This window comes from Pseudolysinimonas kribbensis (assembly GCF_030161895.1).
Lineage (GTDB): Bacteria > Actinomycetota > Actinomycetes > Actinomycetales > Microbacteriaceae > Pseudolysinimonas > Pseudolysinimonas kribbensis.
In genome coordinates this window covers 3,478,905-3,501,940 of the sequence record NZ_BSVB01000001.1, presented here as the reverse complement: position 1 = coordinate 3,501,940, position 23,036 = coordinate 3,478,905, and the positions used below count along the sequence as shown (strand labels likewise).

Below are 23,036 nucleotides of genomic sequence, written 5' to 3'. Positions count from 1 at the left end.
GACTCGGCGCGTTTCGGGGGTGTTTCGCCGCGACGATCAGCGCGACCGGCGCCGCTGACGGGCCGAGGCGACGAGGACGATGATCCCGATGACCGCCATGACGACGCCGAGCCCGATCTTGACGCTGTCGGGCGGTCCGCCCTCGATGAACTGCGTTGCGGCGTAGCCGACGCCGCAGACGGTCAGCAGGATGCCGAAGATCATGATCACGGTCATCGCGGTGCGGCGTCTCACGGGCGGGTCTCCTCCATCGCCCTCGATCCTCTCAGTTCTCTCCCGACGCGCCGGACCGGGTTGAACCATTCGAACATATGTTCGAGAATACCGGGATGACACCACCCCGCCTCCTCGTGCTCTGGGTGCCGGACTGGCCCGTGCTCGCCCATGCGCGGGCCGGGCGGCTGCCGGAGGAGGCACCGATCGCGCTCGTGGCGAAGAACGAGGTGGTCGCCTGCTCGGCCGCGGCGCGCGACGACGGCGTCCGGCGCGGGATGCGGCAGCGCGAGGCGCAGGCGCGCTCACCCCGGCTGCACGTGCTGCGTTACGACCCCGCGCTCGACGCGCGTGCGTTCGAGCCGCTGCTCGTCGCGCTCGAGCAGTCGTTGCCGGGGCTGCATCCGCTGCGTCCCGGCACGGTCGCCGTGCGGGCGCGGGGGCCCGCGCGGTACTACGGCGGCGAGAAGGCGGCGGCCGTGCACGTGCTCGGCGTCGCGCGCGAGCTCGGCGCGCCGGGTGCGCGGGTCGGCATCGCCGACGGGCTGTTCGCCGCGGAGCGCGCCGCGAAGAGCGGCGCCGACGCCGCCACGATCGTCGCCCCCGGCGCCACCCCCGCCTTCCTCGCTCCGCTCCCGATCACGCTCATCGACGAGGATCCGAGGGCCGGGACGGCCCTCGGCGCTGGGGTCGCGGCGAAGGCCAGAAATGGCCTTCGCTCTGAGCTCCACCGCGCGGAGCTCGTCTCGCTGCTCCCCCGGCTCGGCATCCGCACGCTCGGCGAGTTCGCCGAGCTCGGCGCCGACGATGTGCTCGCGCGGTTCGGTCCCGCGGGAGCGCGGCTGCATGCACGGGCCGGGGGTCGGGATGCGCGGCCGGCGACCCCGCGCATCCCCCGAGGGACGTCGACGCGCAGGTCGACTTCGAACCGGCGCTCGAGCGGGTCGACCAGATCGCGTTCGGCGTGCGGCAGGCGGCCGACGAGTTCATCGCCGCCCTGCTCGAGCAGAAGCTCGTGTGCACCGCGCTGCGGGTGGAGCTCGTCGGCGATCGCGGCGAGGCGAGCGAGCGGGTGTGGCTGCATCCGCGCTCCTTCTCCCCCGCCGAGGTCGTCGACCGGGTGCGCTGGCAGGTGGCCGGCGCCCTCGATCCGAAGCGCAGCGCGCGGCCGATCGAGGGCGAGCTGCGGTCCGCCGTCACCCGGGTGCGGCTGAGCCCGGAGGCCGTCGACCCGGCCGGGGCGCACGAGCGCGGGCTCTGGGGCACCGGACCGGACGAGGGCGTGCACTCCGCGCTCTCGCGCGTGCAGGGCATGGTCGGGCACGAGGGCGTTCTGACGGCGGCACCGGCCGGCGGTCGCACGCCGGCCGAGCGGCAGGCGCTCGTGCCGTGGGGCGACCGGCCGCTCGTCGCGCGCGATCCCCGTCGCCCGTGGCCCGGTGTGCTCCCGCCGCCGGCGCCGTCGATGGTCTACGAGCTGCCGCGCGGCATCGGCGTCGAGGATCCGGCCGGCAAGCCGGTCACGGTCGACGAACGCGGGGCCCTGAGCGGACCGCCCGCCGTGATGGTCTCGCCGACCGGCGCGCGGCGCGATCTGACGGCGTGGGCGGGTCCGTGGCCGCTCGACGAGCGCTGGTGGGATGCCGAGGCCGCCCGCAGCGTCAACCGCTTCCAGGCGGTCGACAGTGAGGGCGTCGCCTGGCTGCTCGTGCTCGACGGCGGCGGCTGGTGGGCCGAGGGGCGGTACGACTGATGATCGGCCGGGAGTAGGCGATGGGCTTCGACAATCCGCCGATCCCGTGGTCGGAGATCGAGCGCAAGCTGAGCGACCGGCGCCGGCCGAAGCAGATGCCCGCTGCGGCCGACGGCGGCGACAGCCCGGCGTGGTCGTTGCGCCGCGGTCCGTACCAGCGGCCCGACGACATCGTGCGCGACCGCGCGGCGGTCCCCTACGCCGAGTTGCACGCGCACTCGCACTACAGCTTCCTCGACGGCGCCTCCAGCCCCGAGGAGCTGCTCGAGGAGGCGGATCGGCTCGGCCTGCACGCGCTCGCCATCACCGACCACGACGGCTTCTACGGACTCGCGCGGTTCGCCGAGGCGGCCGAGCAGGCCGAGGTGCAGACGGTGTTCGGGGCGGAGCTCTCGCTCGGGCTGAGCGCCCCGCAGAACGGCGAACCCGACCCCGAGGGCGACCACCTGCTCGTGCTCGCCCGGCAGGAGGAGGGCTACCACCGGCTCTCGGGCGCGATCACGGCCGCCCAGCTGCGCGGCGGCGAGAAGGGGCGCCCGGCCTACGACCTGGGCGAGCTCGCCGAGATCGCCGGCGGGCACTGGGTGATCCTCACCGGATGCCGCAAGGGCGCGGTGCGGCGCGCGCTCGAGGAGCGCGGCTTCGGTCCGGCGGGTCGTATGGCCGCGGGCGAGGAGCTCGACCGGCTCGCGGGGTTGTTCGGGCGGGAGAACGTCTACGTCGAACTGTTCGACCACGGCGAGCCGCTCGACTCCGATCGCAACGACGCGCTCGCCGCCCTCGCCGCCGAACGCGGGCTGCCGGTCATCGCGACCGGCAACGTGCACTACGCCGCCCCGCGCCACCACCGGCTCGCCACCGCGGTCGCCGCGGTCCGCGCCCAGCGCAGCCTCGACGAGCTCGACGGCTGGCTGCCCGGGGCGGGAACCGCGCACCTGCGCAGCGGACGCGAGATGCAGGAGCGGTTCGCGCGGTATCCGGGCGCCGTCGAGCGGACGGTCGCTCTGGCCGACGAGCTCGCGTTCCCGCTGCGGCGCGCGAAGCCCGCGCTGCCCACGCAGGAGGTGCCCGAGGGGCACACCCCGATGTCATACCTGCGGCAGCTCGTCTGGGACGCCGTGCCGCAGAAGTACCCCGACCTCGACGAGGCCGGGCGCGAGCGCATCGAGAACGAGCTCGCCGTGATCGAGCAGAAGGACTTCCCCGGCTACTTCCTCATCGTCTACGGGATCGTCGCCGAGGCCCGGCGCCTCGGCATCCTGTGCCAGGGTCGCGGCTCGGCCGCGAACTCGGCCGTCTGCTACCTGCTGAACATCACGGCCGTCGACTCGATCTACTACGGACTGCCGTTCGAGCGGTTCATCTCCAGCCTGCGCGAGGAGGAGCCCGACATCGACGTCGACTTCGACTCCGACCGGCGCGAGGAGATCATCCAGTGGACGTTCGAGAAGTACGGGCGCGAGCGCGCGGCGCAGGTCGCCAACGTCATCCAGTACCGGCCGAAGAACGCCGTGCGCGACATGGCGAAGGCGCTCGGGCACTCGCCCGGCCAGCAGGACGCGTGGTCCAAGCAGGTGGAGCGCTGGGGCGCGTCGCTCTCGTCGATGGAGGACAACGACATCCCGCCGCCGGTCGCCGCGCTCGCGATGGAGCTGCTCGGCGCACCGCGGCACCTCGGCATCCACTCGGGCGGCATGGTGCTCACCGAGCGCCCGGTCGGTGAGGTCGTGCCGATCGAGCACGCCCGCATGGACAAGCGCACCGTCATCCAGTGGGACAAGGACGACGCGGCGTGGATGGGACTGGTCAAGTTCGACCTGCTCGGGCTCGGCATGCTCGCGGCGCTGCAGTACTGCTTCGACCTCATCCGCGAGGCCACCGGCGAGAAGTGGGAGCTCGCGACGCTGCCCAAGGAGGAGGCCGCGGTCTACGACATGCTGTGCCGCGCGGACTCGATCGGGGTGTTCCAGGTGGAGTCGCGCGCGCAGATGGGGCTGCTGCCCCGCCTGCAGCCACGGCGGTTCTACGACCTCGTCGTGCAGATCGCGCTCGTGCGGCCGGGTCCCATCCAGGGCGGCGCCGTGCATCCGTTCGTGCGGCGCAAGCTCGGGCAGGAGGCGGTGACCTACGCGCATCCGAAGCTCGTGCCGGTGCTCGAGCGCACGCTCGGGGTGCCGGTGTTCCAGGAGCAGCTCATGCAGATGGCGATGGCGGTCGGCGAGTGCTCGGGCGAGGACGCCGACCTGCTGCGCCGGGCCATGGGCTCCAAGCGCGGCATGGAGAAGATCGAGAAGCTGCGCGAGAAGCTCTACGCCGGCATGGCGTCGAACGGCCTGACGGGCGACGCCGCCGACGCGATCTACGAGAAGATCGAGGCCTTCGCGAACTTCGGCTTCGCCGAGAGCCACGCCCTGAGTTTCGCGCTGCTGGTCTATGCGAGCTCGTGGATCAAGCTGCACTACCCCGCCGTGTTCCTCGCGGGACTGCTGCGGGCTCAGCCGATGGGGTTCTACTCCCCGGCCACGCTCACGGGCGATGCGCGCCGGCACGGCGTCGAGGTGCGGCGCCCCGACATCCAGCGCTCGGGCGTGCACGCCGGTGTGGAATCGCTGAGCGGGTCGAGGAGTCCCTCACCCACGGGGATGGATTCGTGCCGCACCCTCCACCAGCCGCCGATCCCCGAGTTCGATCCGTCGGCAGCGGTCGCCGATGCCGCGCACCGCCGCGACGGGAACGTCGCCGTGCGCCTGGGACTCGCCGAGGTCACCCGGATCGGCGAGAAGGTCGCGCAGCGCATCGTCGCCGAGCGCGACGAGAACGGTCCGTTCCGTTCGATGGAGGACCTCGTGCGCCGCACGGGCCTCGTCACGGCGCAGCTCGAGGCGCTCGCCACCGCGGGTGCGTTCGACGAGTTCGGCCTCACCCGGCGGGAGGCGCTGTGGCGGGCCGGGTCGGCCGCGCAGGACCGCGAGGAGTTCCTCGCCGGCTCGATCGTGACCGTGCAGCCGCCGCTGTTCGCCGACCAGAGCGCGTTCGAGACCCTCGCCGCCGACCTCTGGGCAACCGGGATGTCGACCGACGACCATCCGCTCGCCCACTTCCGCGGGGCGCTCGACGAGCGCGGCGCGCTGTCGTCCGCGGCGATCCGGGTCGCCGAGCCGGGACGGCGGATCGAGGTCGCGGGGCTCGTGACGCACCGGCAGCGGCCGGCCACGGCATCCGGGATCACGTTCCTCAACCTCGAGGACGAGCACGGTCTCGTGAACGTCATCTGCTCGCAGGGCGTCTGGGGCCGTTATCGACGGATCGTGCGCGACTCCCCCGCGCTCATCGTGCGCGGGGTGCTCGAGCGCAGCCCCGAGGGCGTCACCAACCTGCTCGCCGACCGCTTCGAGCCGCTGCGCGTACCCGTCCAGCACCGCTCGCGCGACTTCCAGTGAGCGCGCGATGGCGGTCAACAGCGACCCGAAGGACGGGATCGATGCCGCCGGCCGGGCGCGCATCGGGTACGCGCCCGGATGGCATCCGATCCTCGCCGCCGTCGAGCAGCGGCCCGGCGAGTGGTGGCTCACGACGCAGTACGGCACCCACTACGCGATCGTGCGGCTGCTGCGCGTCGGCGGCGAGCTCGGGTACCGCGCGGTCACCTGGGCCGAGCACAGCGCCGACCGCGAGCTCATCGGGTACTTCCGCACCCTGCGGGCCGCGACGTTCTGGGCGCACCGGCACTGGCTGCGCACCCTCGCCCGGCCGGGCGGGGTGAACGGAGGTTAGGCGCGCTCCTCGATCGCGAGCAGCAGACACGTGCACAGCCCGTCGACCGCGGCCTCGACCTCGTCGAGAGCGGGGAAGGTCGGAGCGATCCGGATCACCGCGTCGTCCGGGTCCTCCCCGTACGGGAACGCGGCGCCCGCCGGCGTGATCGCGATGCCCGCGTCACGGGCGAGGTCGACCGCACGTGTCGCCGTGCCGGCCGGGCCGGTGAGCGCGACGAAGTAGCCGCCCGCCGGCGTCGTCCAGCGTGCGACGCCACCCGATCCGGGCGTGCCGAGCCGCTCCTGCAGGATCCGCTCCACGGCCGCGAACTTGGGCTGGATGATCGCGCGATGCCGCTGCATCAGCGCCCGGACGCCGTCGGCGTCCTGGAGGTGGCGCGCGTGGCGCAGCTGGTTGACCTTGTCGGGCCCGATCGTCTGCACCGATGCGTGCTTCCGATACCACGCGACATTCGTGGGCGACGAGCCGAAGAACGCCACCCCGGAGCCCGCCATCGTGATCTTCGACGTCGACGCGAACACGAACACCCGATCCGGGTTGCCCGCGTCCGCCGCGAGGCCGAGCACGTCGATGACCGGCGGGAACTCGTCGGTGAGCACGTGCACCGAGTACGCGTTGTCCCAGAACAGCCGGAAGTCCGGCGCCGCGGCGGGGAGCGACACGAGCGCGCGCACCGTCTCCTCGTCGTAGACCTCGCCGCCGGGGTTGGCGAACATCGGCACGCACCACATGCCGCGCACGGCCGGGTCCTTCAGGTGCTCGGCGATGACGTCGAGCGGCAGGCGACCGTCCTCGTCGAACGGCACCGGGATCATCCGGATGCCGAACGCCTCCGTGATCGAGAAGTGCCGGTCGTAGCCGGGCGATGGGCACAGGAAGGCGACGTCATCGTCGCGCCAGGGCACGTTGCCACCGGGCACGCCGTGCAGCAGCGCATGGACGATCGTGTCGTGCATGACCGCGAGGCTCGCGTTGCCGAGCGCGAGCAGTTGCTCGACCGGGATGTGGAGCAGGTCGCCGAAGATCGCCCGCAGCTCGGGCAGCCCGGTGTCGCCCCCGTAGTTGCGAACGTCGGTGCCGTCGGCGGCGCGGTAGTCGTGCGAGAGGTCCATCGCGAGCAGCGGCGCGGCGAGCTCGAGCTGCGCGGGCGACGGCTTGCCCCGGGTCAGGTCGAGCTTCAGGCCGCGGGCGACGAGCGCCTCGTAGGCGGCGCGCGCGGAGGTCGTGGGCATGGTTTCAGGCTACCGGCCGCGCCCTACTGCCCGATGCGCGCGCGCAGCCAGTCGATCCGCTTCTGCAACTGCGTCACGGAGGCGCGGGCGACCTCCGGACCGCCGTTGACGCGCCGCACCTCGGCGTGCACGTACGCGTGCGTCTGGCCCGTGTTGCGCGCCCGGATCGAGACGAGCCGGTTGAGAAGCTGACGCTGCTCGGAGAGGGTGCGGTGCAGCGGCGGCGGCACGTCGTCGGAGATCGGCCGGCCGGCGCTGCGGCGCGCCTGGCGGGTCTGCCGGGACCGCAGGAGCTCGCTCACCTGCTCCGGCTCGAGGATGCCCGGGATGCCGATGAAGTCCCACTCCTCGTCGCTGCCCGGCTCCGCGAGGTGACCGAACTCGGCGCCGTCGAACAGCACCTTCTCGAACGTCGCGATCGAACCGAGCGCTGTCCACTCCCCTCGTCGAGCAGGTCCGCGCTGGCCGACTCGCCCTGCTCCGCGCGGTCGAGGTCGTCGTCGTCGAGCAGCTCGTCGTCGTCGCGTTCCCGATCGAGGGCGTGGTCGCGCTCGAGTTCGAGCGCGGTGGCGAGCGCGAGCAGGATCGGCACGCTGGGCAGGAAGATCGAGGCCAGCTCGCCGCGGCGGCGCGCTCGCACGAACCGGCCGACCGCCTGCGCGAAGTACAGCGGTGTCGCGGCGCTGGTCGCGTAGACGCCGACCGCGAGCCTCGGCACGTCGACGCCCTCGGAGACCATCCGCACCGCGACCATCCAGCGGTCGTCGCTCGCGGCGAAGCGCGCGATCCGGTCGCTCGACGCCTTCTCGTCGCTCAGCACGACGGTCGGGGCTCGGCCGGTCAGCTCGGTGAGGATGGCCGCGTACGCGCGCGCCGCCGCCTGGTCGGTCGCGATGACGAGACCCCCGGCATCCGGCAGGCTCTGGCGCACCTCGCTCAGCCGCCGGTCGGCCGCAGCCAGCACGGCGGGAATCCAGTCGCCCGACGGGTCGAGCGCCGCGCGCCAGGCCTGCGCCGTGACGTCCTTCGTGTCGCCCTGGCCGAGCGCGGCCGACATCTCCTCGCCCTGCCGCGTGCGCCAGCGCATCGACCCCGCGTAGCTCAGGAACAGCACCGGACGAACCACCCCGTCCTGCAGCGCGCGCCCGTACCCGTAGGCGTAGTCGGTCTGCGAGACCCGGACGCCGCGCTCGTCGCGCAGGTACGTGACGAACGGGATCGGCGCGGTGTCGCTGCGGAACGGCGTGCCGGTCAGCGAGAGCCGTCGCGTCGCCGGCTCGAACGCCTCCCGGATCGCGTCACCCCAGCTGAGCGCGTCGCCGCCGTGGTGCACCTCGTCGAGGATCACGAGCGTGCGGCGCCAGCCGGTGAGTTCCCGGTGCACGGCCGCCTTGACGGCGACCTGCGCGTAGGTGACGACGACGCCGTGGTAATGCCGCGCCTCGCGCCCGTGCCGGTTGCTGAACTTCGGGTCGAGCCGGATGCCGGCCCGGTGCGCCGCCTCCGCCCACTGGGTCTTGAGGTGCTCGGTGGGAGCCACGACCGTGATGCGGTCGACGATCCGCCGCCGCAGCAGCTCGCTGGCGAGCCGGAGCGCGAACGTCGTCTTGCCGGCGCCCGGAGTGGCGGAGACGAGGAAGTCGCGGCGCGCATCGCTCGCGAAATAGGTGTCGAGCGCCTCCTGCTGCCAGGCGCGGAGGCGGTTCGCGGTGCCCCAGGGGGCGCGCTCGGGGAAGCTCGGCGGGAGGTGCTCGGCTGCCGCGGTCGCGCGGAAGGTCGGCAGCTCACTCATCGCGTGTTCGAGGGTAGGCGATGACACCGACGGTCGAGACGGCCGTCGACGCCGGCGACCCGCTCAGTCGTCGCCGTCGGCGCCGATGCGACGCGCCGGCGACCGGCCGAGCAGCGCCGCCGGGCCGATCGCGCCCGCACCGAATCGTGACGCGACCGCGTCGACGGTCGACTCCGCGTCGCGCCAGGCGGCATCGTCATCCCAGAGGCCCAGATCCGCGCTCGCTCCCACGAGACCCTCGCCCCGCACCCCGAGGAGCCGCACCGGCCGGCCGTTCTCCGAGGCGGCGTCATAGAGGGTGCGCGCCTCCTCGTAGAGCCGTCGCCCGAGGTCGGTGGGCTCCGCGAGCGTGCGCGAGCGCGAGACGGTCGTGAAGTCGGAGAACCGGAGCTTGAGGGCGACGGTGCGGGCCTGCACGCTGGAGCGCCGCAGCCGGGCGCCGACGGCATCCGCGAGGCGCAGCAGCTCCTTGTGGATCTCGGCCCGGCTCGTCACGTCGTGCTCGAACGTGAGCTCGTGCCCGATGCTCTTCTCGACGTGGTGGGTCTGCACCGTCCGCGGGTCGCGGCCCCACGCCAGATCCTGCAGGCGCGCGGCATTGGTCGGCCCGACCGCGCGCGACAGCGCATCCAGCGGCACGGCGGCGACCTCGCCGACCGTGCGCAGGCCGAGGCGCTCGAGCTGCTCGGCCGACTTCGGGCCCACCCCCACAGCGCCGACACCGGCAGCGGATGCAGGGTCTGAATCGTGCGATCGCGCGGCACGACGAGCAGCCCGTCGGGCTTGGCGAGCGATGACGCGAGCTTGGCGACGTACTTGGTGGCCGCGGCGCCGACGGAGGCGCGCAGCCGCGTCTCCTGATGGATGCGCTCGCGGATCCGGGCGCCGATCTGCCAGGGCGTGCCGTACAGGCGAAGCGCGCCCGCGACATCCAGGAACGCCTCGTCGATCGAGAGCGGCTCGACCCGGGGCGTGAACTCGTGCAGCAGTCGCATGACGATCTTCGAATAGCGGCTGTAGTCCTCGAAGTGCGGCTCGAGCACGATCGCCTGGGGGCAGCGCCGCAGGGCGAGCGCCATCGACATCGCGGAGTTGACGCCGTACTTGCGCGCCTCGTAGGTCGCCGCGGTGACGACCGAGCGGGCGCTCGGATGGCCGACGATGACGGGCTTGCCGACGAGGTCCGGGCGCTGCAGCAGCTCGACGGAGGCGTAGAAGGCGTCCATGTCGACGTGCAGGATGGTGGCGGTCAGGTCGTCGAGCGGCTCGGCCGAGACCTGCCTCCCGCTCCCGTCCTGCTTGCTCACCCCACCATGCTCGCAGCGACGGCGGACTTAAGCTCGAAGGCGTGACGGCTGCACACGCCTGGACGCGCTACGTCGCGATCGGCGACTCCTTCACCGAGGGCATCGGCGACCCGGAACCGGGTGCGCCGGGCGGCCACCGCGGCTGGGCGGACCGCGTCGCCGAGGTGCTGAGCGAGACGGCGGCGGGAGGGCCGGAGGGCTTCGCCTACGCCAACCTCGCGATCCGGGGCCGTCTGCTCGACCGGATCCTCGCCGAGCAGGTGGAGGCGGCGATGGAGCTGCGCCCCGACCTGATCACGATCTCCGCGGGCGGCAACGACGTCATCCGGCCGCGCACCGACCCGGACGACATCACCGCGCGCTACGAGACGGGCCTGCAGCGCCTGGTCTCGGGCGGTGCGACGGTCGTCGTCTTCACCGGCCCGGATCCCGGTCGCACCCCGGTGCTCGGCCGGGTGCGCGGCAAGGCGGCCATCTACAACGAGAACGTGCGGGCGCTCGCGAGCCGCTACGGCGCCCGGGTCGCCGACCTGTGGGCGCTGGATGTGCTGCGCGATCCGCGCATGTGGGCGCCCGACCGGCTGCACTTCTCCCCGTCGGGCACCACACGATCGCGCGCATGGTGCTCGACGTGCTCGAGGTGCCGAACGAGCTGGAGCCGTTCCGCCCGGAGCCGCTGCCGCGCAGCGGCTGGCGCCGCGCCACGCGCGAGAACATCGACTGGGCGCGCGAGTACTTCGTTCCATGGATCGGACGTCGGCTCACGGGGCGCTCGTCCGGCGACGGCATCGAGCCCAAGCGACCGGTGCCGCGCGCGGTGCGCTGAGCGCCGCGGAGGACCCGCTGCTCAGACCCCGCCGAACACGATCCCGGGATGCCCGAGGCGCCATCCCCAGCCCGGGTCCTGGATGCCGCGCGACAGCTCGAGCGGCACGCTCAGCGTCGTGCCCGCGACGGTGAACCGCGCGGTGCCGACGTCGGCGCCGCGCACCGCGGTGGTGAGATTCTCGGCCGTGACCCTCGGGGCGACCGTGACGGCGCCCCAGACCAGCGTCGTGACCTTCTTCGTCGCGACGAGCTCGGCGCGCTGCCCCCACGGCATCGTGTAGCCGCCGAACACCTGGCCCCTGCTCGCGAGCGTGACGACGTGGAATCCGGCGACGACGCTGCGGATGAGGGCCCGGATGTCGCGGTCGATCGTCGCATGGTCGCGCCCGCCCAGCACGACGCCCACGATCGTGATGGCCTTCCCGCCGATCGTGCGGTCGCTCGCGAAGAGCAGATTGGCGCCCCAGTCGTTGAGCGTCCCGGTCTTGACCCCGTCCACCCCGTCCGTGCCGAGCAGCGTGTTCGTGTTGCGCACGCTGCCGACGTTCGGCACGGTCGCCGTCGCGCTCGACACGATCGGCGCGACCACCGGGTCCTGCAGCGCGAGTTCGCCGAGTTCGACGAGATCGGATGCCGTGCCGACGTTGCGCGGGTCGATGCCGGTGGGTTCGACGACGTGGATGCCGGTCAGGCCGTGCGCGGACAGCCAGGCGGTCGCGGCATCCGCGTAGCCCGCCGAGGAGCCGAAGGCCCACAGCGCAAGGCTGCCGGCGTAGTTGTTGGCCGACTTCACGAGCGCGAGCTTCAGCAGATCGAGCTCACTGAACCGAAACCCGGGCTGGACCTGCACGACCTCGCCGTCCAGGGAGAGGTAGTGCCGGTAGAGCGCGACGTCGTCGCTCGTCATCGTGATCGTCGGCCCCGCCTCGCCGGGTTTCAGCGGCTTGGCCTGCAGCACGACGAGGGCCGTGATGACCTTGCTGATGCTCGCCATCGGCACCGCGTCGGTGCGACCCGCGGTCGCCGCGGCCTGCGGATACCCGACGACACCGACGGCGCTCGCGCCGTACGACGGCAGACCCGGCTGGGCGGCGGCGGTCGGCGGGATCGCGGGAGCGGTGACGGTGGCGGCCACACCGCGCACGGGGGCGAGCAGTGTGAGCGTTCCGTACAGTCCGCCGCCCACGACGACGACGGCGATCAGCAGGGCGGCAAGGCGGCGTCGGCGATAGGTCGCGGGCGTCGGCACCGGTCGAGACTAACCGGTGTCGCGCGGGCGTCAGGTCCGCGTCGCCCAGATCGCGACCGCGGCCGCCGACGCGACGTTGAGAGAATCGACGCCGCCCGCCATCGGGATCTTCACGACATCGTCGGCGGCATCCATCGTGCGGGGCATCAGCCCGTCGCCCTCGGTGCCGAAGACGAGCGCGAGCCGCTCGGGGGCCCGGTACTCGTCGAGCGGGATCGCGTCGTCGCGCAGGCCGAACGCCGCGACCCGGAAGCCGAGCGACGTCAGCAGCTCGAGACCGGCGCCCGGCCACTCGTCGATCTTGGTCCACGGCACCTGGAACACCGTGCCCATCGACACGCGCACGCTGCGCCGGTAGAGCGGGTCGGCGCAGCGCGGGGTGATGAGGACGGCATCCACCGACAGCGCGGCGCAGCAGCGCACGATCGCCCCGACGTTGGTGTGGTCGACGATGTCCTCGAGCACGACGACGCGCCGAGCGTCCGCGAGGAGCTCGGCGACGGGTCGCAGCCGCGGTCGATGCATCGAGGCCAGAGCGCCGCGGTGCATGACGAAGCCGGTGATCGACTCCAGCACGTCGGGCTCCCCCACGAACACCGGCACGTCATACGGGTCGAGCACGGCCGAGACCTCGTCGACCCACTTGGGCAGCACGAGCGCCGATCGGGGCAGGTGCCCGGCCGCGAGGGCCCGCTCGATCACGCGTACCGACTCGGCCAGATACAGCCCGCCGGCGGGCTCGGCGAGGCGCCGCAGCACCACGTCGGTGAGGTCGCGGTAGTCGCGCAGCGCCGGATCGGCGGGGTCCGAGATCGGCACGAGATGCACGAGGCGGAAACATAATCGAAAAGAGCGGCGTTTACCCTGGGGAGCCTGACCAGGAGGTGCGCATGAGCGTCATGACCCCGCCCGCGCGGGACGCGCTCGCCCCGGAGACCGCGCCGCTCGTCGACGAGGCCGCCGAGCTGCTCGGCGGGCGGCTGCTCGTGCTGCTGACGGGAGCGGGTGTCAGCACCGATTCCGGCATCCCCGACTACCGCGGCGAGGGCGCACCCGTCCGCACGCCGATGACGATCGACCGGTTCCTGAGCGACCCGGTCGCCCGCCAGCGCTACTGGGCCGGCAGTCACCTCGGCTGGCGGCACTTCTCGGCGGCCCAGCCCAACGACGGGCATCGCGCCATCGCCGACCTCGAGCTGCTGGGCGTCGCCGACGGGGTCATCACGCAGAACGTCGACGGGCTGCACCTGCGGGCCGGCTCGCGGCGCGTTGTCGACATCCACGGCTCGATGGATCGGGTGCGCTGCCTGCACTGCGGCCAGATCTTCGCGCGCACCGACATCGCCGACCGGCTCACCCGCGACAACCCGTGGCTCGCCTCCCCCGACGACGTGAAGCTCAACCCGGACGGCGACGTCGACGTCGACGCGTACGACGAGGTCATCGTGCCGGCCTGCACCAACTGCGGCGGCGTGCTGAAGCCCGAGGTGGTGTTCTTCGGCGAATTCGTGCCGCGCGAGAAGTTCGCGGAGGCCGCGTCGCTCGTGCGGCGTGCGGAGGGCATGATCATCGCCGGCTCGTCGCTCGCGGTGAACTCCGGCATCCGGCTGCTGGATCAGGCGGTCAAGCGCAAGCTGCCGGTCGTGATCGTGAATCGCGGCGCCACCAAGGGCGACCCGCGCGCGACGCTCAAGATCGACGCCGGCACCTCCGAGGTGCTCGCGGCGCTGCGCGATCGCCTGACCTGAGCGCGCACCTGGCATCCTGGGCTGCGTGACACTGCTCTTCCTCGTGCGCCACGGCGAGACCGACTGGAACCGGCAGCGCCGCATCCAGGGCCGCACCGACATCCCGCTGAACGAGACCGGACGCGAGCAGGCCCGGATGACGGGGCGGCGGCTCGCCTCCCGATCCTGGGACGGCCTGCTCGCCAGCCCGTTGTCGCGGGCGCGGGAGACCGCGGCGATCATCGCCGAGGAGATCGGCCTCGGCGATCCGGATGCCGTTCCCGCCCTCGTCGAGCGCGACTACGGCGAGGCCGAGGGCATGGACTGGCTCGAGATCGAGCGGCGGTTCCCGGCCGGCACCGTCGTGCCCGGGCGCGAGACCCGCGCCGACGTGGCGAACCGGGTCGTGCCCGCACTCATGGAGATCGCGGCGTCGCGTCCGGGAGCCGCGCTCATCGTGGTCAGCCACGGCGGCGCGATCCGCGCGGTGCTCGACCGTGTCGACCCGGCGACCGAGTACGGGCCGATCACGAACGGCTCGGTGCACAGCTTCGAGCTCGCGCGCGGCGAGTTGCGGCTGGTCGCCTTCGACGATCCGCTCGGGTCGTCGCTCGACGAGCAGAACGCCATCGAGGCCCGCGAGGACGAGCAGCACGACGCCCGGCACGAGGGCGGCCGATGAACGGCGTCGACCGGTTCCGTGCGGCCGTCGCGCCGCTCGGTCTGCACCCGGAGATCCGCGAGTTCGACGAGTCGACCCACACGGCCGCCGAGGCCGCTGCCGCGATCGGCTGCCCCGTCGCGGCGATCGTCAAGAGCCTCGTGTTCGAGGCCGGCGGCGCGCCGTTGCTCGTGCTGGTCTCCGGCCCGAACCGCGTCGACACCGCCGCGCTCGGCGCGCGGTTGGGGGTCGACATCGGCAAGGCGGATGCCGCCCTCGTGAAGTCGGCGACCGGCTACTCGATCGGCGGGGTGCCGCCGCTCGGCCTCTCCTCGCCGTTGCGCACGGTCATGGACGCGGACCTGCTCGAGCTGGATGTCGTCTGGGCCGCTGCCGGCTCGGCGACGTCGGTGTTCCCCATCGGGCCCGCCGACCTGGCGCGGCTGACGCGCGCGGAGGTCGTCCCGGTCGACGCCTGAGCTCCGAGCGCGCTCACGGGTTCGACCGCCCACGTTCGCATCGATCCGGCACCGTCACCCGTGCCGACGTGATGCGAACGTGGGCGCTCGGTGGTCGCGGATCAGGCGAGCGACTGATCAGGCGAGCGACTCCATCAGCTCCAGCAGGGCGGCCGCGGAGCGGTCCCAGTCGAAATGCGCGGCCTGGAGCACCGACGCCGCCGATCGTACGCGCCACTCGTCCGGATCCTCGAGGCGCCGGATGCCCGCGGCGAACCCGGCGGGATCGTCTGCGGGTGCGTAGAGCGCGGCGTCTCCCCCGATCTCGCGGAAGATCGGGATGTCGCTCACGACGACGGGCGTGCCGAGCACCATCGCCTCCACGAGCGGCAGCCCGAACCCCTCGTCGCGGGATGCCGTCACGAGCGCCCGCGCCGACAGCAGCAGCGCGCGGTACTCCTCCTCGCTCGTGCCGTCGTGCACGACGAGCGCGCCGGCCGGTGCCAGCGCCTCGAGTCGGCTGCGGGCGGCGGACGGGATCCGGCTGAGGAGGTGCAGCCGGTAGCCGGGCAGTTCGTGCAGCGCGCGGGCGAGCGTCTCGACGTTCTTGTAGGGCATGAACGAGCCCATGTAGACGAGGTCCCGGCCGCCGGCGCCGGCCGGATCCGGTGCCGGCCGGTCGAGCCGGGCGCCGGCCGGTGCGGGATCGGCCGCGTTCGCGACGACGACGACGGGACGTCGCGTGAGCCGGTGCTGTGCGATGAGCTGCTTCGTCGTCGCCGACACGGTCGCGACCGCATCCGCGCGGTCCAGCAGCAGACGCTGCGGCCACCACGCGAGGTGGTAGATCCGCCAGAGCAGCCGGACGAACGCCGGCAGATCGCGCGGCGGGGTCCGGTGCCGGTGGTAGATCAGGTCGTGCAGGGTCTTCACCAGGCGGTAGCGCCGCCCGAACGTGCCCATCGTCTGCAGAGGCGTGAAGACGACGTCGGGTCCGAGCCGATTGACACGGCGGGCGACCCACGGCTCCCCGGGCCGGTGGGCGACGGCCCCATCGCCCACGGCAGGTCGGGCAGCAGCGCCAACTGGCGCTCGTCGCAGATGAGCATCGTGACCTCGTGCCCCGAGGCCGCCGCGAGCCGGCCGAGCGCCGCCGTGATCCGGGAGCTGTACCGGCTGATGCCGTCGTGGTGGTCGACCCGCACGTAGCGGCAGTCGGAGACGATCTTCATCGCCGCGGCAGCCTCACGGCGCCACCTCGTCGAGGAAGGCGGTGATCGCGGTGGCGGCGCCCTCGGAGGCCTCGTAGTGGATGAGGTGCCCCACCCCCGGCAGCACGACGAGACGCCCGTCGGGGAACCGCCGCACGGTCTGCCGGGCCCCCGCGGCGGGCGCGATGTGGTCGACGGCGCCCGCGATCAGCAGGGTCGGCACGGTGACGTCCGCCGCCGCGTCGCCCACCTGCCGGCTGAGCGACGCGTCGAACCCCTCGGCGACCGTGCGCACGTCGCTGAAGCCGTTGAAGTAGCGGTGGTGCTCCTGGTGGATCCAGCGCCGCAGCGCCTTGTCGGGCGTCTTCACGAGGGTGCGCGACATGACCGTCACGATGGGCCGTGCCGCGAGCAGCGCGCGACCGATGCGCTCGGGCAGCCGCCGGGCGAGCCCGTAGTAGGCCCGGGTCGCGCCCGCTCCGCCGACCTTCGCCGGGTCGCTGGCGATGGGGTTCACCAGGATGAGGGCCGGCGGCGTCAGCCCCGCCGCCACCGCGTGCGATGTGACGATCGACCCGAACGAGTGCCCGAGCACCACGGCATCCTGCAGGCCGAGCGCGTCGACGAACGCCGCGAACCAGCGCGCGTAGCCGTCGATCGTGTGCCGGTCGTCGGTCATCGGCGTCGACGAGCCGAAGCCGGGCAGGTCGGGGCCGATGATCCGGATGCCCGGCAGCTTCGCGATGACCGGCTCGAGGCCGTGGTGGTCGCCTCGGTACCCGTGGCAGATCACGATCGTGCGTGCGGCGTGCAGCGGGCCGTAGTCCCAGTACCGGGTGGTGCTGCCGAGCAGCCCGAGCTCGCCGGTGCGCAGCGGCAGGGCCGCCAGCTCGGCGGCGTGCGGGGCGGGTACGGGCATCTGGCGAAGTCTATGAGTGCTGGCTGGGCGTGCCGTCCCCGGCACGACGGGCCAGCCCTAGGGTGGAAACGTGACCTTCACGGCCCCGATCACCCTGCCCGGTCTGGCGCTGGATCCACAGTGGTACCGACGGTCGGTCTTCTACGAGGTCATGGTGCGCTCGTTCGTCGACTCCAACGGCGACGGCACGGGAGATCTCGGCGGCCTGATCTCGAAGCTCGACTACCTGCAGTGGCTCGGCATCGACGCCCTGTGGATCCCGCCGATCTACACCTCGCCGCTGCGCGACGGCGGCTACGACATCTCCGACTACAAGGGGATCCTGCCGGAGTTCGGCACCCTCGACGAGTTCCGTGAGCTCGTGACCAAGGCCCACGAGCGCAACATGCGCATCGTCATCGACCTGGTGATGAACCACACCTCCGACCAGCACGAGTGGTTCCAGCAGTCGCGGTCGGACCCGGACGGCCCCTACGGCGACTTCTACGTCTGGAGCGACACCGACGAGAAGTACCGGAACGCGCGCATCATCTTCACGGACTACGAGGAGTCCAACTGGGCCTTCGATCCGGTGCGCCGCCAGTTCTACTGGCACCGGTTCTTCTCCCACCAGCCCGACCTCAACTTCGAGAACCCGGCCGTGCACGAGGCCATGTTCGACGTCATCCGGCACTGGCTCGACATGGGCGTCGACGGCCTGCGGCTGGATGCCATCCCGTACCTCTACGAGTCCGAGGAGGGCAACAGCGAGTCGGAGCCGCCGACGCACCAGTTCCTGCGCGAGGTGCGTGCGCTGGTCGACCGGGAGTACCCGGGACGGGTGCTCATCGCGGAGGCGAACCAGTGGCCCGCGGAGGTGGCGGAGTACTTCGGCTCGGACGAGGGCCCCGAATGTCACATGGCGTTCGACTTCCCCGTCATGCCGCGCATCTTCTATTCGCTGCGGTCCCAGTCGGCGGCGGAGCTGCAGCGGGTGCTCGCCGAGACCCAGGACGTGCCCGACGGCGCGGCCTGGGGCGTGTTCCTGCGCAACCACGACGAGCTGACGCTCGAGATGGTCAGCGAGGAGTACCGCCAGGCCATGTACGGCTGGTACGCCTACGACCCCCGGATGCGCTCCAACGTCGGCATCCGGCGGCGCCTCGCGCCGCTGCTGGACAACTCCCGCGCCGAGCTCGAGCTCGCGCATGCACTGCTGTTCTCGCTGCCCGGCTCGCCGTTCCTGTTCTACGGCGACGAGATCGGCATGGGCGACAACATCTGGCTGCCCGATCGCGACTCCTCCCGCACGCCCATGCAGTGGAACCCGGACCGCAACTCGGGATTCTCCACCGCCGATCCCGGCAAGCTCTACCTGCCGGTCGTGCAGTCGCTCGTCTACCACTACAACCAGATCAACGTGGAGGCCCAGCTCGCCCAGTCGCGGTCGCTGCTGCATTGGGTGCGCAACGTCATCCACGTGCGCAAGGCCCACCCGACCTTCGGGCTCGGCAGCATCCAGGTGCTCGAGACCGACCACGAGTCGATCCTGGCGTTCATCCGCGACTACCCCGGCTCCGGCCAGCAGTTCGGCGACGCACCGGAGCGGATCCTGTGCGTGTTCTCGTTCTCGCACAACCCCGCCTCCGTGCACATCCGGATGCCGGAGGAGGATCACGGCGCGCCCGTCTACGACCTCTTCGGCGGCGGCGAGTTCCCCACCGTCGACCCGGACGGCACCCTCACCCTCACGATGGCCACCCAGAGCTTCTACTGGCTCCACGTGGGCACCCAGCGCTACCAGCCGCCGCGGCCGTGAGCGACGATCGAACGATCCGGCTCTGCTGCCTCCTGTGGGCGGTCGAGGGCGAGGCGGCCGGCCTGCACGGCTACGAGGATGCCGTTCTGCCGCTGGTCGCCGAGCACCGCGGCGCGGTCACGAGCCGGGTGCTCGGAGGGGCGCCGACGGCACGCCGCACGAGGTCCAGATCATCGAGTTCGCCGATCGGGAGGCCATGGACGCCTTCCTCGGCGATCCCCGGCGCACGGTCCTCGCGCCCGAGCGAGACCGGGTGGTCGCCCGGACGGAGCTCTTCCCGGTGCGCCTCCCCGGTGCTGACGGGGGCGCCGCCTAGCCTGACCGGGTGAGCACCTGGGACGGTCCTCTGGGCGTCTTCGACCTGGAGACCACGGGCGTCGACACGGACGTCGCGCGCATCGTCTCGGCGTGCATCGCGGTGCTCGATTCCGAGGGCCGGGTGACGGCGCGCTGGGACTGGCTCGTCGATCCGGGCGTCGAGGTCCCGGAGGGCGCGAGCGCCGTGCACGGCATCACCACCGAGCGCGTGCGGGCGGAGGGCCGGCCCGCCGGGGCGGCGATCGCGGAGATCGCGCAGACGCTGCGCGTGCTGTTCTCGCAGGGCATCCCGTTGACCGTCTACAACGCGCCGTACGACCTCACGCTCCTCGATCGGGAGTGCCGGCGGCACGCGATCGAGCCGGTCGAGCACCCGCAGCCGGTCGTCGACCCGCTCGTCATCGACAAGGCCGTCGACCGCTACCGCCGCGGCAAGCGCACGCTCGAGGTCACCGCCGAGTTCTACGGGGTGGAGCTCGACGGCGCGCACGACGCCGGTGCCGACGCGATCTGCGCCGGACGGGTGGCGCAGGCGATCGCCCGCGCCTACCCCGACGACCTCGGCGTGAGCGCGGGTGACCTGCACGGTCGGCAGGAGATCTGGTTCGCCGACCAGCAGCAGAACTTCGAGGAGTACGTGCGCACCAAGCCGGGGCGCGAAGGCTACGTCGGCGACCGCTCCTGGCCCGTGCGACCGGTCGGGCATCCGAACACCTTCGTCGACACGCAGCCGCTGCCCCCGCTGCCGCCCCAGCCCGGACGGGTGCCCATCGTCGACTTCTCGGAGTTCGATCAGCGACGGCTCGCGGCGCCGACCGTGGCGGACGAGCTCCGCGGCGCCCCCGGCGTCGGACCGCAGGCCGAGGACCTTCGGCGAGCACCCGAGGTACCGCTGACGACGCTGGTCGAGTCGATCAGCATCACGGAGGTCGAGGTCGAGGTCGAGTCCACTCCCGCACCGGCGGTGACGACGGTGCTGCGCGTCGCGGCCGCGATCGTGACGGATCCGGCCGGGCGGGCGCTCGTCGTGCGCAAGCGCGGCACCGAGCTGTTCATGCAGGCCGGCGGCAAGGTCGAGCCGGGCGAGTCGGCTCTCGAGGCGCTGACCCGTGAGCTGCGCGAGGAGCTCGAGCTCGAGCTCGACGCCGATCAGGCGGAGTACCTCGGCATCTTCCGCGCACCGGCGGCCCACGAGTCCGACACGATCGTATCGGCCGCGGTCTTCGCGGTCGCGGCGGCCGACGGGCTCCAGCCGCACGGCGAGATCGAGGAGCTGCGCTGGATCACGTCGCTCGACACGGACCTGCCGCTCGCTCCGCTCACCCGCGACGAACTGCTTCCGCTATGGGAACAGCGCCGCACGTCGTCCGACGGGGCGCTGTTCTGATCGGCGGGGCGCCAGGCGCGGAGCCCGGCGCGGGCGGTTACTTGCCGAAGCCCTTGTAACGCGAGTTGAACTTCTCGACGCGGCCGGCGCTGTCGAGGATGCGCTGCTTGCCCGTGTAGAACGGGTGCGACGCCGACGAGATCTCGACGTCGATGACCGGGTAGGTCTCGCCGTCCAGCTCGATGGTCTTCTCGCTCGTGACGGTCGAGCGGGTGAGGAACGTCTCACCGCTGGCCAGGTCGCGGAAGACGACCGGAGCGTACTCGGGGTGGATCTCGGACTTCATGGCGATACCTCGGGATGGAGATGGAAAGCGTACGGGCCGAACGGCCGAAGGATGAGTCTACTACGAGCGGGCGCGAGCCGAGAAGCGGCCGTCCTCGCTCGTCGCGACGACGAGCGGGACGCCGAATGCCTCGCTCAGGTGCTCCTCGGTGAGGATCTCGGCGATCGGACCGGCGGCGCGGATGCGGCCGTCGGCCAGCAGCAGCGCGTGCGTGAAACCGGGCGGGATCTCCTCGACGTGGTGGGTGACCATGATCATGGCGGGGCTCTGCGGGGCCGTGGCATAGGCGCCGAGCAGCTGCAGCAGCTCCTCGCGCGCTCCGAGGTCGAGCGAGGCCGCCGGCTCGTCGAGCAGCAGCAGCTCGGGATCCGTCATCACGGAGCGGGCGATCTGCACCCGCTTCTGCTCGCCATCGCTGAGCGTGCCGAACAGACGCCCCTCGAGGTGCTCGAGCCGCCACTCGGCGAGCACGCGGCGCGCCCGGCGCAGGTCGACGTCGTCGTACTCCTCGTTCCACCGCCCGGTCACCGAATAGGCCGCCGTCATCACGACATCCAGCACCGCCTCGTTCGCCGGGATGCGTCGGGCGAGCGCCGTCGAGGCGAACCCGATCCGCGGCCGCAGGTCGAACACGTCGACCCGGCCGAGCGTCTCGCCGAGGATCGTCGCGGAGCCGGAGCTCGGGTGCACGTTCGCCGACACGATCTGCAGCAGCGTGGTCTTGCCCGCGCCGTTCGGGCCGAGCACGACCCAGCGCTGATCCGGCTCCACCTCCCACGACACGTCGTCGAGGATGGACTTGCCGTCGCGGACGACGGTGAGATCGTGGAGGCCGAGCACGGGGGCATGATCAGCCAGCCTAAGCGGTGGTGGTCGCCCCGGCTCCGAGCACCTCGTCGTAGATCGCACGGGTGCGCTCGGCGATGGTCGTCCAGCTGAACTCCGACTCGACGCGCCGCCGGCCGGCCTCGCCCATGCGCCGCGCCGACGCCGGGTCGGCCACGACCTCGGTGAGTGCGGTCGCGAGGTCCGCGACGAAGCGGTCGGGGTCCAGCGGTGTGCCGCTGCCGTCATCGGCCTGCTCGATGGGCACCAGCCGGCCGGTGACGCCGTCGTCCACCACCTCGGGGATCCCCCGGTGGCGGTGCCCACCACGGGGGCGCCGCACGCCATCGCCTCGAGATTCACGATGCCCAGCGGCTCGTAGATCGAGGGGCACACGAACGTCGTCGCCGCGGAGTGCAGCACGGCCAGCTCGCGGCGCTGCAGCATCCGGTCGATCCACACCACGCCGGTGCGTTCCGCCTGCAGCGCCTCGACCCCCGCGGTCACCTCGGCGAGGATCTCCGGCGTGTCGGGGGCACCCGCGCACAGCACGAGCTGCACCTCGGGCGGCAGGCTGCGCGCGGCGCGGAGCAGATAGGGCAGGCCCTTCTGACGGGTGATGCGCCCGACGAACAGGACGCTCGGGCGATCGGGATCGAGCCCCAGAGCGCGTGCCGCCTCGGGATCCTCATCGCGGTGCCAGAGCTGCGGGTCGACGCCGTTGTGCACGACGCGCACGCGGGCCGGGTCCACCTCGGGGTAGCTGCGCAGGATGTCGCCGCGCATGCCCGCGCTCACCGCGATCACGGCGTCGGCCGCGTCGAACGCGCCGCGCTCGATCCAGCTCGACACCCGGTAACCGCCTCCGAGCTGCTCCGCCTTCCACGGCCGCAGCGGCTCGAGGCTGTGCGCGGTGACGACATGCGGGATGCCGTGCAGCAGCTGCGCGATGCGCCCCGCGGAGTTCGCGTACCAGGTGTGCGAATGCACGAGGTCGGCGTCGCCGGCATCCTGGGCCATCTGGAGGTCGATGCCGAGCGTCGCGAGCGCCGGGTTGGCACCGATCAGCTGCGGCGGCACCAGGTAGGCGTAGGTGTGCGGCTCGTCGCGCGGCGCGCCGAAGCAGCGCACGACCGTATCGATGTCGAGTCGGAGAGCGCGCACCAGCTCGGCGACGTGCACGCCGGCTCCGCCGTAAACCTCCGGTGGATATTCACGGGTGAGGACATCGACGCGCACCTGGGAAGGGTATCCGGCCTTACTGTGGGGTCGTGGCGTCGAAGAAGATCTTCGGG

At 72.4% G+C, this 23,036-nt stretch carries 17 protein-coding genes and 5 pseudogenes; 11 read left to right on the top strand and 11 right to left on the bottom strand.

The annotated features are described in order from the left end of the window. Window positions 1–36: 36 nt before the first annotated feature. Window positions 37–234: a hypothetical protein gene (locus tag QQK35_RS19175; protein ID WP_284251937.1), complete on the bottom strand. Its 198-nt coding sequence runs from the start codon at window positions 232–234 to the stop codon at window positions 37–39. Between the two features lie 95 nt (window positions 235–329). Between QQK35_RS19175 and QQK35_RS20100 the strand changes: the two genes are divergently transcribed. The 4 genes from QQK35_RS20100 to QQK35_RS19160 are packed head-to-tail and all read left to right on the top strand — an operon-like array spanning window position 330 to window position 5,740. After that, window positions 330–1,427, top strand: coding sequence for a DNA polymerase Y family protein (locus QQK35_RS20100; RefSeq protein ID WP_348534852.1), 1,098 nt, complete (start codon window positions 330–332; stop codon window positions 1,425–1,427). Continuing rightward, window positions 1,418–1,966 (top strand): hypothetical protein, encoded by a 549-nt coding sequence (locus tag QQK35_RS20095; protein WP_348534851.1) that lies wholly within the window; start codon window positions 1,418–1,420, stop codon window positions 1,964–1,966. Before QQK35_RS20100 ends, QQK35_RS20095 begins: the two co-directional genes overlap by 10 nt. Before the next feature lie 20 nt (window positions 1,967–1,986). Next, window positions 1,987–5,406 (top strand): error-prone DNA polymerase, encoded by a 3,420-nt coding sequence (locus QQK35_RS19165; RefSeq protein ID WP_284251935.1) that lies wholly within the window; start codon window positions 1,987–1,989, stop codon window positions 5,404–5,406. Window positions 5,407–5,413: 7 nt separating this feature from the next. Then, window positions 5,414–5,740, top strand: a complete 327-nt coding sequence (locus QQK35_RS19160; protein ID WP_284251933.1) for a hypothetical protein — start codon at window positions 5,414–5,416, stop codon at window positions 5,738–5,740. Here QQK35_RS19160 and QQK35_RS19155 read toward each other — a convergent pair. The 3 genes and pseudogenes from QQK35_RS19155 to dinB form a co-directional block, all read right to left on the bottom strand. Beyond that, window positions 5,737–6,975, bottom strand: coding sequence for an aspartate aminotransferase type Ic (locus tag QQK35_RS19155; protein ID WP_284251931.1), 1,239 nt, complete (start codon window positions 6,973–6,975; stop codon window positions 5,737–5,739). The two genes, QQK35_RS19160 and QQK35_RS19155, sit on opposite strands and share 4 nt — an antisense overlap. A 23-nt stretch (window positions 6,976–6,998) precedes the next feature. After that, window positions 6,999–8,767: pseudogene (locus QQK35_RS19150) on the bottom strand (DEAD/DEAH box helicase). A gap of 63 nt (window positions 8,768–8,830) precedes the next feature. Further along, window positions 8,831–10,074 (bottom strand): annotated as a pseudogene (gene dinB / locus QQK35_RS19145) (DNA polymerase IV). A 41-nt stretch (window positions 10,075–10,115) separates the two neighbouring features. Here dinB and QQK35_RS19140 point away from each other — a divergent pair. After that, window positions 10,116–10,900: pseudogene (locus QQK35_RS19140) on the top strand (SGNH/GDSL hydrolase family protein). Between the two features lie 21 nt (window positions 10,901–10,921). On the opposite strand, the gene QQK35_RS19135 reads toward QQK35_RS19140, so the two are convergent. After that, window positions 10,922–12,151 (bottom strand): D-alanyl-D-alanine carboxypeptidase family protein, encoded by a 1,230-nt coding sequence (locus tag QQK35_RS19135; protein WP_284251929.1) that lies wholly within the window; start codon window positions 12,149–12,151, stop codon window positions 10,922–10,924. Window positions 12,152–12,181: 30 nt separating this feature from the next. Next, entirely contained in the window at window positions 12,182–12,979 is a 798-nt protein-coding gene (locus QQK35_RS19130) for a TrmH family RNA methyltransferase (RefSeq protein WP_284255538.1), read from the bottom strand. A gap of 71 nt (window positions 12,980–13,050) precedes the next feature. Between QQK35_RS19130 and QQK35_RS19125 the strand changes: the two genes are divergently transcribed. The 3 genes from QQK35_RS19125 to QQK35_RS19115 are packed head-to-tail and all read left to right on the top strand — an operon-like array spanning window position 13,051 to window position 15,018. Beyond that, window positions 13,051–13,899: a Sir2 family NAD-dependent protein deacetylase gene (locus tag QQK35_RS19125; protein ID WP_425565061.1), complete on the top strand. Its 849-nt coding sequence runs from the start codon at window positions 13,051–13,053 to the stop codon at window positions 13,897–13,899. 25 nt (window positions 13,900–13,924) lie between these two features. Continuing rightward, a complete protein-coding gene (locus tag QQK35_RS19120; RefSeq protein WP_284251925.1) occupies window positions 13,925–14,560 on the top strand; it encodes a histidine phosphatase family protein in 636 nt (211 codons plus the stop codon). Continuing rightward, window positions 14,557–15,018 (top strand): YbaK/EbsC family protein, encoded by a 462-nt coding sequence (locus tag QQK35_RS19115; protein ID WP_284251922.1) that lies wholly within the window; start codon window positions 14,557–14,559, stop codon window positions 15,016–15,018. Before QQK35_RS19120 ends, QQK35_RS19115 begins: the two co-directional genes overlap by 4 nt. Window positions 15,019–15,135: 117 nt before the next feature. On the opposite strand, the pseudogene QQK35_RS19110 reads toward QQK35_RS19115, so the two are convergent. Continuing rightward, a pseudogene (locus QQK35_RS19110) lies at window positions 15,136–16,229 on the bottom strand (glycosyltransferase family 4 protein). A 13-nt stretch (window positions 16,230–16,242) separates the two neighbouring features. After that, window positions 16,243–17,127, bottom strand: coding sequence for an alpha/beta fold hydrolase (locus tag QQK35_RS19105; protein ID WP_284251920.1), 885 nt, complete (start codon window positions 17,125–17,127; stop codon window positions 16,243–16,245). A 70-nt stretch (window positions 17,128–17,197) separates the two neighbouring features. On the opposite strand from QQK35_RS19105, the gene treS reads away from it, so the two are divergent. From treS to QQK35_RS20090, 3 genes are read left to right on the top strand one after another with little or no spacing between them, the layout of a single operon-like run. Next, window positions 17,198–18,925: a maltose alpha-D-glucosyltransferase gene (gene treS, locus QQK35_RS19100; RefSeq protein ID WP_284251918.1), complete on the top strand. Its 1,728-nt coding sequence runs from the start codon at window positions 17,198–17,200 to the stop codon at window positions 18,923–18,925. Next, window positions 18,922–19,254: a hypothetical protein gene (locus QQK35_RS19095; protein ID WP_284255537.1), complete on the top strand. Its 333-nt coding sequence runs from the start codon at window positions 18,922–18,924 to the stop codon at window positions 19,252–19,254. Before treS ends, QQK35_RS19095 begins: the two co-directional genes overlap by 4 nt. After that, complete coding sequence (locus QQK35_RS20090) at window positions 19,251–20,630, top strand: exonuclease domain-containing protein (protein ID WP_344202565.1); 1,380 nt, start codon at window positions 19,251–19,253, stop codon at window positions 20,628–20,630. The genes QQK35_RS19095 and QQK35_RS20090 overlap by 4 nt, the downstream gene beginning before the upstream one ends. Window positions 20,631–20,667: 37 nt before the next feature. Here the strand turns inward: QQK35_RS20090 and QQK35_RS19080 are convergent, their stop codons facing one another. The 3 genes and pseudogenes from QQK35_RS19080 to glgA form a co-directional block, all read right to left on the bottom strand. Then, window positions 20,668–20,916: a type B 50S ribosomal protein L31 gene (locus QQK35_RS19080; protein WP_284251914.1), complete on the bottom strand. Its 249-nt coding sequence runs from the start codon at window positions 20,914–20,916 to the stop codon at window positions 20,668–20,670. A 60-nt stretch (window positions 20,917–20,976) separates the two neighbouring features. After that, entirely contained in the window at window positions 20,977–21,774 is a 798-nt protein-coding gene (locus QQK35_RS19075; RefSeq protein WP_284255555.1) for an ABC transporter ATP-binding protein, read from the bottom strand. Between the two features lies 1 nt (window position 21,775). Next, window positions 21,776–22,980: pseudogene (gene glgA, locus QQK35_RS19070) on the bottom strand (glycogen synthase). Window positions 22,981–23,036: the final 56 nt, after the last annotated feature.